This window comes from Actinocorallia longicatena (assembly GCF_039534125.1).
Taxonomy (GTDB): domain Bacteria; phylum Actinomycetota; class Actinomycetes; order Streptosporangiales; family Streptosporangiaceae; genus Actinocorallia; species Actinocorallia longicatena.
Genome location: NZ_BAAAUV010000003.1, coordinates 129,974 through 143,560 on the forward strand (window position 1 = coordinate 129,974; position 13,587 = coordinate 143,560).

Consider the following 13,587-nt stretch of genomic DNA (forward strand, 5'->3'; position numbering starts at 1 on the left):
CGGACCGATCGGCCGTCATCGCGTGGTCGCGATGTAGTCGATCGTTCCGGAATACCTGCCGGAGGGGACGAAGGGGATGTCGACCTCGTAGTCGTCGGTGAGCGCGTCTCCGCTCTCGGCGGACGGCGCCGCCTTGCTGAAGGTGGAGACCGGGTCGGTGGTCGACAGCGGCTGGAAGACTCCCGTCCCCACCTCGCGGACCCGGACCCTCGAGACCGGAATGGTCTGGTCGGTGCCGGGAGCGGTCAGCGCGGGCGAGACGGCGCGGACGGAGACCGTGTAGCCGCCGGGACTGTTCGTCACGACGGTCAGGGAGACGGCCCCGTCGCCGCGCACCGTGGTCTCCGGCAGCCCGGAGAGGGTGAAGCCCGCGGCCAGCCCGGTGAGCTGGATCTGCTGCGGGACGACCTGGGTCGTGACCGTGCAGCGCGCGTCCGAGCCGCCCGCCGGGCAGTTGTTCCCGGACGTGGCCGAGACGACGGTGCCGGTGAGCGAGGCGTCGCCCGGGCTCGGTTCGAACGCGGTGACGCTGTAGGTGACGGTCGCGCTCGCGCCCACGCCCAGCGCGCCCGACCAGCTCAGCACGGACCCCGCGTAGCCGACCGTCCCGGACGTCGCTGCGGCGTCGCCGTTGTAGGCGGCCTCGTCCACGATGCCGGCCAGGGACTCGCTGAAGGCCGCGGCGGGATAGGCCGTCTCCCCCGTGTTGGAGACCGTGATCCGGTAGGTGATCACGCCGCCCGCGACCACCGTCGGCGCGGAGGCCGACTTGACGAGGGTGAGGGCCGGGACCAGGACCTTCGTCTCGGTGGAGCAGCGCGCGTCGGAGTTCCCCGGCGCGCAGTTGGCGCCGACGGTCGCCGAGGTGACGGTGTTGGTCATCCGCTTGTCGCCCGGGTCGGGATCCTTGACGGTGACGGCGTAGGTGATGGTCGCCGACCCGCCGACGGCCAGGTCGCCGGTCCAGGTCAGTGCCGGGGCCGTGTAGCTGATCGCGCCCGTGTCCGCGGTCGCCGCCGTCGTGTAGTCGGCGTCGTCCAGGACTCCGGCCAGGGAGTCGGTGTACGTCGCCCCCGTGTAGGCGGCCGGGCCGGTGTTGACGACCGTCACCGTGTAGGCGACGGTCTCCCCCGGCGCCGCGGTGGAGCGGTCGGCGGACTTGGTGATGGCCAGGCTGGGGATCAGCACGGCGACGCTCGTCGTGCACTCCGGGGGCGCCGGCCCGGCCGGGCAGGTGCTGCCCGGTGTGCTGGAGGAGGCGAACGCCGTCATCGTCCGGTCGCCGCTCGCCGGGTTGTTGACGGTCAGCGTCGCGGTGATGACGACGCTCTGGCCGACGGCCAGGTCTCCCGCCCAGGTGACCGTCCCGTTGAGATTGAAGGTCAGGCTTCCCGACGTCGCCGTGCCGTCGCTGTTGTAGGTCGCGTCGTCGAGCGCGCCGACGAACGAGAACGTCGTGTTCGCCCCGACGTAGGGGAGCTTGCCGTCGTTGGTCAGGGTGGCGGTGTAGCGGACCACCTGGGTCGGGATGGCCGTCGCGGTGTCCGTCGCGACGCTGATGGTCAGGACCGTGACGGGAACGGCCCCCGAGCACTGCGGACCGGTGCCGGCCGCGCAGTTGCCACCGGGATCCGTGGAGACGATGGCGTCGGCCAGGTTCCTGTTCCCCGGGTCCGGTCTCCTGACGGTCACCGAGAAGGTGACGGTGGCCGAGTCTCCGGGGCTGAGCGCTCCCGACCAGGTCAGGTCGGTGCCGTTCAGGGCGGCTGAGCCGGCGGTCGCGCTGATGTCACCGTTGATCACGGCGTCGTCCAGGACGTCGGCCAGGGCGTGGGTGAACGACGCGGGAGCGTAGGTCGTCTGCCCCGTGTTGGTCACCACGACCTCGTAGCCGACGACGGCGCCCGGCACGGTCGAGGCGGGTGTCGGGGACCTGACGATGGTGAGGCCCGGTGTGAGGACCCTGACCAGCGCGGTGCAGGCGTCGGCGCTGGAGACGGTCCCGCAGGTGCTGCCCGGGGCGTCCACGGTGATCCGGTTGACCATGACCTTGTCGCCGGGGTCGGGATCGCGGATCGTCAGGCTGTAGGTGATGGTGACGGTCCCGCCGACGGGCACGTCGCCGGTCCATCGCAGATCCTGCCCGTTCAGCGTCACCGCGCCCGAGGTCGCGGCGGCGTCGGTGTTGTAGACGGCGTCGTCCAGGACGCCGGACAGCGAGTCCGCCAGGGTGATGCCGGTGTAGGGGGTCTGGCCGTCGTTGTCGAGGACGATCGTGTAGTTCACGGTGTCGCCGGGTTCGGACACGGTGGAGTCGGCCGTCTTGGTGCCGGTGAGATGCGGCACGAGGACCGTGATCGTCGAACTGCACCGCGAGTCGGTGGCGCCCGCGGGGCAGGTGGCGCCCGGCGTGTCGGAGACCGCGGTGACGCGGATCAGCTTGTTGCCGGTCGGCACGGCGTTGACGGAGAACGGCGTGAACAGGGTGACCGTGCCGCCGACCGGGATGTCGCCCGTCCAGGTGAGCCCGTCGGCGCCGATCGACACCGTTCCCGACGAGGCCGTCACGTCGCCCGAGGGCGTCGCGTCGTCGATGAGGTCGCTGCCCCCGTAGAAGACCTTCGCGCCGAGCAGCGGCGTCTGGCCGGTGTTGGTGTAGCGGCTGGTGAAGGAGACGACCGAACCCGGGGTCGTGGTCGGGCTGCTGGCGGACTCCTCGATCGTGAGCTCCGTGACCGTGACACGGGCGGTGCAGCGCGGGTCGCCCGAGGCGGCGGCGCAGTTGCCGCCCGCCGACGGCGAGACCAGCGTGCCCTCGAGGATGTCGTCGCCGGTCTTCGCCGGGTTCACCTTCACCGAGTAGGTGATGGTGACGGAGCCCTCGCCGGGCACGTCCCCCTCCCAACTGAGGTCGGGCGCGGTGTAGGTGAGGATCCCGGCGTCCGCGGCGGCGTCGGCGTTGTAGGCGGCGTCGTCCAGGACCGCGGTCAGGGGATCGGTGAAGGAGGCGCCGACATAGGGCGCCGGCGCCGCATTGCTGATCTTGATGGTGTAGGTGATGGTGCCGCCCCGCAGCGCCGACCCGCTCGGAGCCGACGTCTTGAGGAAGGTGAGGTCGGTGGTCGCGGTCACCGGGACGGACGCCGAGCAGCGGGGGTCGGTGCCGCCGGCGGCGCAGTTGCTGCCCCGGGTCGGCGACGTGAGGACGGATTTCAGCAGTTCGTCGCCCAGCACCGGGTTGTCGACGACGACCGTGTAGGTGATGGTCGCCGAGGCTTCGAGGGCCAGGTCGCCGGTCCAGCCGACGACCGGTTCGGCGTACGAGACCGTGCCCGAGGTCGCTGCGGCGTCCCCACCGTAGGCGGCGTCGTCGAGCAGGCCGGTGAGGTCGTCGGAGAACCGCGCGCCGGTGTAGGCCGTCTGGCCGGTGTTGGTGACGGTGACGGTGAACTTCACGGTCTCCCCGGCGCGCGTGGTCTCCCGGTCTGCGGTCTTGACGATCGTGAGCGCCGGCGTCCGGACGATCACGGTGGCCGAGCAGGAGAGAGCGCCGCTGCCGGGCGGGCAGGTGCTGCCGGCGGCGGTGGAGCTGACCACGTTCCGCATCCGCTTGTCACCGGGATCGGGGTCCAGGGCCGTCACGGTGTAGGTGATGGTCGCCGTCTCGCCCACCGCGAGGTCGCCGGTCCAGGTGAGGATCGGCGAGGCGTAGGACAGCGACCCCGAGGTCGTGACGGCGTCGGCGTTGTAGACCGCGTCGTCGAGCAGGCCGGAGAGGTCGTCCCGGACGCTCGCGCCGGTGTAGGGCGTCTGGCCGGTGTTGTGGATCGTGATCGTGTAGGCGGCCGTTCCGCCCGCCTCGATGGAGGCGCTGTCGGCGCTCTTGTCGATCGACAGTTCCGGGAGGAGGACCGGCAGGGTGGCCGTGCAGCGGGGGTCGCCGCTGCCGGCCCCGCAGTTGCTGCCGGGCGCGGTCGTCACCTGGGTGCCGCTGAGCAGCCGGTCGCCGGTGGCCGGGTTCTTGATCGTCAGGGTGCCGGTCACGGTGACGGTGCCGCCGACGGGGATGTCGCCCGTCCAGGTGATGCCCGCCGCGGCCAGGACGAGGGTGCCGGAGCTGGCGGTCTGGTCGCCGTTGGGCACCGCGTCGTCGACGACGTCGGCGCTGCCCGCGGTGATGCGGATGCCGGTGTAGGGCGTCCGCCCGGTGTTGGTGAAGGTGGCGTTCAGCCGGACGACCGCGCCGGGCGTGGTCGAGGTCTGCTCGTAGGCCTGGGTGAGGAGCAGGCGGGCCAGCGTCACCGTGGCCGTGCAGCGGGCGTCGGTGCCGCCGGATACGCAGTTGCTCCCCGCCGCCGCCGACGAGGCCGTGCTGGTGAGCAGCCCGTCACCCGTTCCGTTGGCGAGGGCGGTGACGCTGTAGGTGATCCTGGCGGCGGCGCCGGGGGCCAGGTCTCCCTGCCAGGTGAGCGCGGGGGCGCCGTAGCCGACGGTGCCGGTGGTGGCCGAGGCGTCGCCGTTGTAGGTGGCGTCGTCGAGCAGCCCGGCCAGGGAGTCGGTGACCGTCGCCCCCGTGTAGGCCGTCTCGCCCGTGTTCGTGATCACCATCGTGTACGACGCGGTGCCGCCCGGCACGATGGTGCCCGAGCCCGCGGACTTGGTGATCGTGAGGGCCGGAACGAGCACCTTGACGATCACCGAGCAGCCGGGGCCCGTGGCGCCGGGCGCGCAGTCGGCGCCGAGCGTGCTGGACACGATCTGGTTCGCCGGCAGCTTGTCTCCGGGGTCGGGGTCCTTGACCGTGACGCTGTAGGTGATCGTCGCGGACGCGCCGGGGGCCAGATCGCCGGTCCAGGTCACGGTGGGCGCGTTGTAGCCGACGGTGCCGGACGTCGCGGACGCGTCGTCGTTGTAGTTCGCGTCGTTGAGCACGGTGGCGAGGGAGTCGGTGAACGACGCGCCGGTGTAGGTCGTCGGGCCGGTGTTGACGGCCGTCACCGTGTAGCTGATCGTGCCGCCGGGCGTGACGGTCGTCCGGTCGGCGATCTTGGACAGCGTGAGCCGGGGATCGAGGATGGGCACCGAGGTGCTGCATGCGGGGGCTCCGCCGCCCGCCGGGCAGGTGCTGCCCGGGGCGTTGGAGACGACGGCCGTGGTGAGGGCGGGACCGCCGGTGCGCGGATTGTTGACCCGCACCGACGCGGTGATGGTCGCCGTCGCGCCCGTGGCCAGGTCGCCGGTCCAGGTGATCGTGCCGTCCTGGGCGTAGCTCACGCTGCCGGAGCTCGCGGCGGCGTCGTTGCCGTAGGTGGCGGCCGCCAGCGTGCCGGCCAGCGACGGGGTGACGACGACGCCGGTGTAGGCGGTCTGGCCGGTGTTCGCGACGGTGAAGGTGTAGTGGACGACGCCCGTCGGGATCGTGCTGGTCACGTCGGCGGCGCTGGTGATCGTCAGACCGGGGATCAGGACGGTGACCGCGGCCGTGCAGCGGGCGTCGCCGGAGCCCGAGGCGCAGTTGGCGCCGCCCGTCGCGGACACGACGGTGCCGGTGAGCGTCTTGTCTCCCGGGTCCGGCGAGCGGACGGTCACCGAGTAGGTCACCGTCGCGCTCGCGCCGGCCGCGAGGGCGCCCGACCACGACAGGTCCGGGCTGGTGAAGTCCGCCGTCCCCGAGGTCGCGGCGGCGTCGCCGTTGTAGGTCGCGTCGTCGAGCACGGCGCTGAGCGACTCGGTGAAGGCCGCCGCGGACTGGACGGACTTTCCGCTGTTGGTGACCTTGACGGTGTACCGGACGACGTCGCCCGGGCTCGCGGTGGACCTGTCGGCGGTGTGCACGAGCGTCAGCGCCTGGAGGTTCACCGTGGCGCGGCAGCGCGTGTCGACGCCTCCGGCCGGGCAGTTCGTGCCGAGGGTGCCGGACACGACCCTGTCGGCCAGCACCCCGTTGCCCGAGCCGGCCTCCTTGACCGTCACCGAGTAGGTGATCGTCGCGGTCGCGCCGCCCGCCAGCCCGCCCGACCAGGTCAGGAGCCCGCCGGACACCCCGGCCGTCCCCTGGGAGGCGACGACGTCGTTGTTGTAGGAGGCGTCGTCCAGGACGTCGGCGAGGGCGTTCTCGACGGAGATCCCGGAGATCGCCGAAGCACCGGTGTTCATGACGGTCAGGGTGTACTGGACCGTCGAGCCCGGTGCCGCGGTCGTGGTGTTCGGCGTCGTGGTGATGACGATCGGCCCGACGCCCACGACGAGGTTCACCGGCCGGGTGTCGGACTGGCCGAAGGAGTCGGTGAGCCTGACGGTGAACGCGGACGTGCCCGCCGTGGTCGGGGTCCCCGACAGCACGCCGGTGGCCGGGTCGAGGGAGAGTCCCGCCGGAAGGGCGCCGGCGCTGACCTCCCAGACGAACGGTCCGGTGCCGCCGCTCTTGGTGAGCGCGAGGTCGTAGGGCACCCCGACCTGCCCCGCCGGCGGCGGGTCGAACGTCAGCCTCGGGGAGGCGGAGACGGTGAGGGTCGCGGCCCGGGAGTCGGACTTTCCCGAGGAGTCGGTGAGCCTCACGGTGAACGCGGAGGTGCCGGGGGTCGTCGGCGTCCCGGACAGCAGGCCGGTGGAGGGGTCGAGGGTGATCCCCGCGGGCAGGCTCCCGCTGCCGACCGACCAGGTGTAGGGCGCCGTGCCGCCGGTGAACGTCAGCGGGCGGCTGTAGGCGACGCCGACCTGGCCGTCCGGGGGCGGCGGGAAGGTGAGCGCCGGGCTGTCGTTGGGAACGACCGCCGCCGACGGGGCGGAGGGCGGTCCGGTCCCCGCCGCGTTCTGCGCCGCGACCGTGAAGGTGTAGGAGGTGCCGGCGGTGAGGCCGGTGACGGTCCGGGTGGTCGCGGTGCCGCTGAAGGTCTGCGGGGCCTGCGCGACGCCCGCGACGTACGGCGTGATCACGTAGCCGGTGATCGGGCTGAACCCGTTCGCGGCGGGCGGGGTGAAGGTCAGGGTCGCCTCCTGGCTGCCCGCGGTCACCGAGGTGATCGCGGGGGCGCCGGGCACGGTGTAGGGCACCACGCTGTTGGACGGCGGGCTGGCCACGCTCGTGCCCACCGCGTTGACCGCCCGGACCGTGAACGTGTAGGAGCCGCCCGCGGTCAGTCCCGTGAGGGTCCTGGTGGTCGTGGAGGCGTCGAAACCGACGGGGGTCTGGGCGAGGCCGTTCAGGAAGGGGGTCACGACGTACCCGGTGATCGGGCTGCCGTTCGTCACGGGCTCCGTCCAGGAGACGGTGGCCGAGGTCGCGCCCGCGGTCGCGGCCGGTGCGGCGGGAGTCCCGGGAACGCTCGTGTAGGTGTAGGGAACGGTGCCCGCGATGCCGTCGGTGACGACCGTGATCGTCACCGCCCCCGGGGTGCTCCTGGGCGGCATGGACGGGATGGTCAGCGTGGTGCCGTTCTGGACGAAGCAGCCCGTGGTCACCCCGGCCGGGCACGGCAGCAGCGTCACCGGGGTCCCGGCGGCCTGCTCCGCGGCCGTCCCGATCTCGATCGCGTTGGTCCCCGCGGTGTTGGACCCGGTGATCGTCACCGTCCCGCCGCCGGAGATCGCGCCGCTGGACGGCGCCGCCGCGAGCCCGGACGGCGCGGTCGGGACCAGCCCCGCCGCAGCGGTCGACGCGACCGCCGGATTGCCGTCGTTCGAGGAGACCACGGCCGTCGAGGACGCCCGGATCTGCGCGGGCGTCACGCCGGTGCCGGTGACGATCCCCACCACGGTGATCTCCGGCAGGGACGACCCCGAGGCGAACGGGGTGTTGCCGTTGATACAGGTGATCTTCTGTCCGACCGGGGCGGAGCAGGTCCAGCCGGTGCCGAAGGCGCCCACCGGGACCGTTCCAGCGGGAAGCGTCTCGGTGACGGAGACCGGCTGGGTCTCCTCGGCGCCCGGGGCGACGATCGACGGCCTGACCGTGTACGTCACGGGGTCGCCCGGCACCGGCGAGGGCTTGACATAGGCGGTCTGCGTCACGTTGAGCTGCGGCACCGGATTGAACGTGGTGACCGTGACGTCGGAGATCTCGTGGAAGTCGGTCTGGCCTCCGGTCGATCCGACGAACCCGAACGCGATCTGCTTGGGGATGCCGTTGGCGTTCAGCCAGTTCGCCGCCGGGTACAGCGACGGCGGCACGGTCGGAAGGGTGCCGGACAGGGTCCGCTTCGCGGCTCCGATCGGGGTGAACACGATCTTGTAGGTGCCCGGCGGGACGCTGATCCCGGAATCGGTGACGATCGTGGCCGCGGTGGGATTGATCGCCGCCTCGGCGGGGATGGCCGCCGCCGCGCGGGTCGAGGACTTGAGGGTGAGCGCCGAGGAGCTGGTGGTGGTCGCGGTGCTGTTCAGCGCGCAGTACCCGGTGGTGCCCGCCCCTGGCCCGCGGATGACGACCTGCCCCTTGACCGTGCCGCTGCCGGTCTGGATGTAGGGCGGGTTGGCGCACCCCGGGCCCTGGTAGCCGCTGTTGCTGAAGTTGCCGTACACGTCGAAGCCCACGCCCATGTAGGCGTTGGCCAGGCCCGGCTGGCTGGATCCGACCGTGGCTGCCGAGTATCCGAGCGCGCCGCCCGGCTGGCCGATCGTCGGGGGCGGCACCGGGTTGGTCGGGTCGACCGCGGCCAGCACGAACGCGATCCCGTCGGCGTTCGAGCCGCCGTGCTGGTAGACGGTGAACGTCACGTCCACGCCCTGCGAGGTGGGCACGGCCGCCGCCCCGAACAGGCCGCCTTCCTGGTTGGTCGTCTGGTTCGTCAGCCGCAGAACACCCGAGCCGTTCGAGTTCAGGCTCGTCAGGCAGCTCTTGGGATCCGCGCCGAAGAGGTTGCCGAGCGCGCTCAGGCAGACGGAGTTCGGCTGGCGCAGGTTGTCGGGCAGGTCCGGCACGCTCACCGGGTAGGCGGGGTCCACGGTGTTGTTGTTGAACCGCTGGCTGAACAGCAGGGTGCCCGCGGCGAGCGCCCGCGTGGAGTGCGGGAGGGCGAGCAGCGGCCCGAGCACGGCGACGACGGTCACGCGTGCGGCGATCCTGCGGAGGCGCCGGGAGCGTTTCCGCTTCATCACCGGCCCCCCGCGATCTCTTCCGCCGCGATCCGGACGCTGTTCCGGTACCGGCGGCGGGCGAACCAGGCGATCACGAGGACGACGGCCAGCCCGCCGAGCACGGCCCCGAACAGGTGCAGCGGCAGGACGATGACGCGGACCGTGGCGGTCGCGGGCTCCGCCACCCGGCCAGGAAGGGAGAGCCTGGCATGGCAGACGCACAGCAGCGGCGGATTCCAGGTGGCCTGGACCTCGCGGGTCGAGCCGCGGGGGACGGTGAAGTCGGGGAAGGCGACCCTGGCGCCGCCGGCACGGATCCCGAGGCGGCCGGGGCCCCGGAAGTCGCGGTGCACCGTCCCGGTGTCCTGGATGCGGGCCGTCAGCCGTACGGGGCCGCCCAGCACGAAGTCCGGCGCGTGCAGCCCGGCGACCCGCACGGAGGAGTCCACGGGTCCCGGCACCGTGACATAGACCGGCGCCGCGATCCCGCGGTTGATCCGGATGTTGGCCGCGCCCCTGCCCGCCGGGACCTTGAAGATGAGGGCGAACTGGTGGTCCCCCGGCTCGGGGTCCTCGGGTATCGAGAGCTCGAGCTTCACGTTCCTGGTCGCGCCCGGCGGGACGGCGAACCGGGACGGGCTCACCGACGCCCAGGACGAGGCCGCGAAGGGGGCGTCCGCGAGGAACTTCAGGGCGCCGTCGGTGTTCGAGGTGAAGTCCGACGCCTCCACCGTGACGACGAACGGGGACCGTCCCTTGTTGGCGATCTTGAATGTCCTGGCGGTGGAGATCGTCCCCTGCGGCACCACCAGACGGGTCGGGCTCACCTGGAGCCCGAAGCCCGGCGTGTCCGAGGCCGCGACCGGGCCCGGCACGAGTACGGCCACCAGGCAGGGCACCGCCAGTGCCGCCACCCCGAACCTCCCGCCTTCGGCCCCTGGGTTTCCGCCGGATGCACGCTTCACAGTTCTCCCCAACTCATGATCAGTTCGCGACTGTAAAGGCCGACCCGCAGGTCAGTCCGCATTCACAAGCCGGAGTCGGGCAATACCGTGGTCTCCTCAAGGTCAAATTCAGCAGGTTCACCACCGAATCGGATACAAGCCCCCAACAGGCGGGCAGCACCCCCTTTGATGGCATATCCGAAGGGGGAAGAATGCGGCGTCGTACGGGGTTCGCCTGGCTGGTCGGTATCGCCCTCCTCGTCCTCGGCGGGACCGCCGCGCATGCCGGGTCCGGCCGTTCCGACGACCACGGCGGCACCCAGGTGACCGTCCGGGTCCTGCCGGTCGAATCCGGCGCTCCGGGCGCACCCGGCGTGCCCGGCGCACCCGGCGTGCCCGCGCCACCGGCCGGGAACGCGGGCCTGCCGGTGACCGGCGGCCAGATCACCGCCCTCGCCGCCGCGGGCACCGCGGCCGTGCTCCTCGGCTATCTCCTCGTCGTCGCCGCCCGCCGCACGCCCTAGCGGGATACCGGGGTGCGGAGGAGGAACGAGCAGGCGGCGCCCGCCAGGAGCAGGGCGGCGGCCGCGAGGAGCGTGACGGTGACGGCGTGCGCGGAGCCGCCGGTGCGCGCCAGCGAGAGGTACAGGGTCCCGAGGGTGGCGACGCCCACGACCTGGGAGAGCTGGATGACCATGCCGAGGATGCCGCTGGCCTCGGCGGCGTCGGCGGGCGGGACGCGGGTCAGCAGGAGGGCCATGAGCGGGCCGAAGGCGGCGCCCATCCCGAGCCCGCCGACGGCCAGCGCCGGGTAGAGCCACCACCCGTGGGTGCCGCCGCCGGAGAACGCGGCGGCCTGCGCGGCGGTCCCGGCGCTCGCGACGGCGAAACCGGCCGTGCTGAGGCTCCGGTGGTGCCGGGCGGGCAGACGCCCCCAGCTCAGGCTGATGAAGGCGAACGCGATCGCCGTCGGCAGGAAGGCCAGTCCCGTCTCCAGGGCCGAGTAGCCGAGGCCGCCCTGGAAGTGCAGGGTCATGGCGATGGACGTCCCGGCGAAGACCGCCATCGCGACGAACATCGCCAGGATCGTCGCCCGCATGCCGGGCAGGCGCAGCAGACGTCCGGGGACGAGCGGGGCGGCGGACCGGCGCTGGGTCAGCGCGAAGAGCCCGAACAGGACGGCCGAACCGGCGAGCGTGATCCAGCCCCACAGCGGCCAGCCGCGCTCGTGCCCGAGCACCAGCGGCACCACGAACGCCAGGACCGCCGGGGACAGCACGAGCAGCCCCGGCACGTCGTGGCCGCGGGCGGGACCGGGCAGCGACGGCAGGATCCGGCCCGCGGCGACCAGCAGGACCAGCCCGATCGGCACGTTCACCAGGAACACCGGCCGCCACGCGGCATCGGTCAGATCGGCGCTGACCAGCGCGCCGCCGAGCACCTGGCCGACGACGCCGCCCCCGGCGAGCACCGCGGCATAGCGCCGCATCGCGACGGCGCGGGCGGGCCCGTCGAAGGTCCGCTGGATCAGGCTGAGGACCTGCGGCAGCATCACCGCGGCCCCCGCCCCCTGCATCCCCCGGAAGGCGATCAGCGCGCCGGTGCCCCAGGCGAGCCCGCACAGCAGCGAGGCCAGCGTGAAGACCGCGAGCCCGAGCCGGAACGCCCGGCCGTGGCCCATCCTGGCCCCGAGCCGGGCGCCGGTGACGAGCAGGACGGCGTAGACGATGGTGTAACCGGTGGCGACGAGCTGGAGGTCCGCACCGGAAGCGTGCAGGCTGGAGGCGATCGAGGGCAGCGCGACGTTGACGATCGAAATGTCGATCATGGCCATGAGCAGGCCGGTCAGCAGAACGGCCAGCACGGCTCCCGAACGGGCCGGCCGTTCCGCCCCGGCGGGGGGCTGGGCGAGGGTCTGGGTCATGCCCCGATCGTGCGCCGCGGTTCATCCGGGTACCAGGAGCCTGTGCATCCTGGTATCAGCGCCACCTGGATAACGTCGGTGCCGTCGGAGACGATGGCCGGGTGACGACCACGGCGACCGAACGGAACCGGCCCACGGCCTCGGCCCGCCGCGCCGATCTCGGCTCGTTCCTGCGGACCCGCCGCGAGCGGCTGTCGCCTGAGGAGTTCGGCCTTCCCGCCGGTTCCCGCAGGCGGACCCCGGGGCTGCGCCGCGAGGAGGTCGCCCAGCTCGCCGGGGTCGGGGTCACCTGGTATACGTGGCTGGAGCAGGGGCGGCCCATCCGGGCGAGCGTCCAGGTCCTCGACGCGGTCTCCCGGACCCTCCGGCTGGACCCGGCCGAGCACGAGCACCTGTACCGGCTGGCCGGGGTGCCCCGCCCGCCGGCCGGACCGGTGGAACGCCATCCGCCGGCCGAGCTGCTCACCATCCTGGACGCCCTGAACCCGCTGCCGGCCTGCGTCCTGACCGAGCGGTTCGACGTCCTGGCCGCCAACGCGGCCTACATCGCGATGTTCCCGACCCTGGGGACCGCGCCCAAGAACATCCTGTGGTGCCTGTTCTCCTGCCCCTACTGCGACCCGTTCGCCGAGGCCGATCTGGAGATCCCCCGGATGGTCGCCCGCTTCCGGGCCGCCTACGCCCGTCACTCCGGCGAGCCCGAATGGGACTCCCTGGTCACCGACCTCCAGGCGGCCAGCCCCCGGTTCACCGAGCTCTGGCACACCCACGACGTCGCCGCGCACGAGACCGGCCGCAAGGTCTTCAACCACCCCCGGACCGGCACGATGACCTTCAACGCGACCTCCCTGGCCGTCCATCCGGCCGCCGACATGCGGCTGAGCGTCTACACCCCGGTCGACTCCCACACGGCGTCGGTCATCACCCGCCTGCTGGCGGGCGACCTCGCCATCCCGCCCTGCCCCCACGGCTGAGGCCTCCTTCCGGCCGGTAGGGTGGCGGACCCGGCTGTTGGAAGGAACGTCAATTGATCGCGGAACTGCGTGCCGAGCGGCACCGGCTGATCGTCACCCTCGACGCCCTGACGGACGAGGACTTCGACCACGGCACGACGCTGTGCGCCGGGTGGTCCCCCCGTGACGTCCTCGGGCACGTGATCGGGCTCGACTACTTCCTGGCCTCCTACCGGACCGTCCTCATCGGAAGCCCGCTGTCGGCCGGGGCCCGGATCAACGCCGCCAACGGGGCACAGGCCGAGCGGGTGCGCGCGATGAGCAGGACCCGGCTGATGCAGTGGGCCCGGCACTGGGCCGACCATCCCACCGCCACCTCGAAGATCGCCGTCCCGGTGATCCTGGGCGATCTGGCCATGCACCACCAGGACGTACTGCGCGGCCTCGGCCTGAAGCGCGAGGTGCCCGACCGCGCGGCGTCCGCGATCCTGCTGGAGGGCCTCCAGCTGAGCGTCTGGATGAACCGCCGGTCCCTCCGGCACCGGATCGTCCCGGCCGACGGCGGCCGTCCCGTGGGCCGCCGCGGCGCTCCCGAGGTCCGCGGCACCCGCGAGGCCCTGGGCCTCTGGCTCGCCGGCCGCGACAGCGTGGCGCCCGAACTCCACTTCGGCTGAGGGCGCCGACGTCCCGG

The 13,587-nt window shown here is 72.7% G+C and carries 6 protein-coding genes; 3 read left to right on the top strand and 3 right to left on the bottom strand.

All coding sequences use genetic code 11. The features are described from left to right. Positions 1-15 precede the first annotated feature (15 nt). Together ABD785_RS06300 and ABD785_RS06305 are read right to left on the bottom strand one after the other, a co-directional pair. The gene (locus ABD785_RS06300) at positions 16-9,093 is read right to left on the bottom strand and encodes a DUF7927 domain-containing protein (RefSeq protein WP_344823157.1); all 9,078 of its coding nucleotides are present in this window, start codon (positions 9,091-9,093) and stop codon (positions 16-18) included. Then, positions 9,093-9,989, bottom strand: coding sequence for a COG1361 family protein (locus ABD785_RS06305; RefSeq protein ID WP_344823159.1), 897 nt, complete (start codon positions 9,987-9,989; stop codon positions 9,093-9,095). The genes ABD785_RS06300 and ABD785_RS06305 overlap by 1 nt, the downstream gene beginning before the upstream one ends. A 242-nt stretch (positions 9,990-10,231) precedes the next feature. Here ABD785_RS06305 and ABD785_RS06310 point away from each other — a divergent pair, with 242 nt between their 5' ends. Then, the gene (locus ABD785_RS06310) at positions 10,232-10,543 is read left to right on the top strand and encodes a hypothetical protein (RefSeq protein WP_344823161.1); all 312 of its coding nucleotides are present in this window, start codon (positions 10,232-10,234) and stop codon (positions 10,541-10,543) included. Here ABD785_RS06310 and ABD785_RS06315 read toward each other — a convergent pair. Continuing rightward, complete coding sequence (locus ABD785_RS06315) at positions 10,540-11,943, bottom strand: MFS transporter (RefSeq protein WP_344823163.1); 1,404 nt, start codon at positions 11,941-11,943, stop codon at positions 10,540-10,542. The two genes, ABD785_RS06310 and ABD785_RS06315, sit on opposite strands and share 4 nt — an antisense overlap. Positions 11,944-12,044: 101 nt before the next feature. On the opposite strand from ABD785_RS06315, the gene ABD785_RS06320 reads away from it, so the two are divergent. Together ABD785_RS06320 and ABD785_RS06325 are read left to right on the top strand one after the other, a co-directional pair. Continuing rightward, on the top strand, positions 12,045-12,917 hold the full coding sequence (locus ABD785_RS06320; RefSeq protein ID WP_344823165.1) for a helix-turn-helix transcriptional regulator: 873 nt from the start codon (positions 12,045-12,047) through the stop codon (positions 12,915-12,917). 53 nt (positions 12,918-12,970) lie between these two features. Next, the gene (locus tag ABD785_RS06325; RefSeq protein ID WP_344823166.1) at positions 12,971-13,570 is read left to right on the top strand and encodes a maleylpyruvate isomerase family mycothiol-dependent enzyme; all 600 of its coding nucleotides are present in this window, start codon (positions 12,971-12,973) and stop codon (positions 13,568-13,570) included. Positions 13,571-13,587 lie beyond the last annotated feature (17 nt).

Coding starts and splice junctions, on each gene's coding strand:
- ABD785_RS06300 (WP_344823157.1), bottom strand. CDS start 9,093: ATGAAGCGGAAACGCTCCCGGCGCCTCCGCAGGATCGCCGCACGCGTG.
- ABD785_RS06310 (WP_344823161.1), top strand. CDS start 10,232: ATGCGGCGTCGTACGGGGTTCGCCTGGCTGGTCGGTATCGCCCTCCTC.
- ABD785_RS06315 (WP_344823163.1), bottom strand. CDS start 11,943: ATGACCCAGACCCTCGCCCAGCCCCCCGCCGGGGCGGAACGGCCGGCC.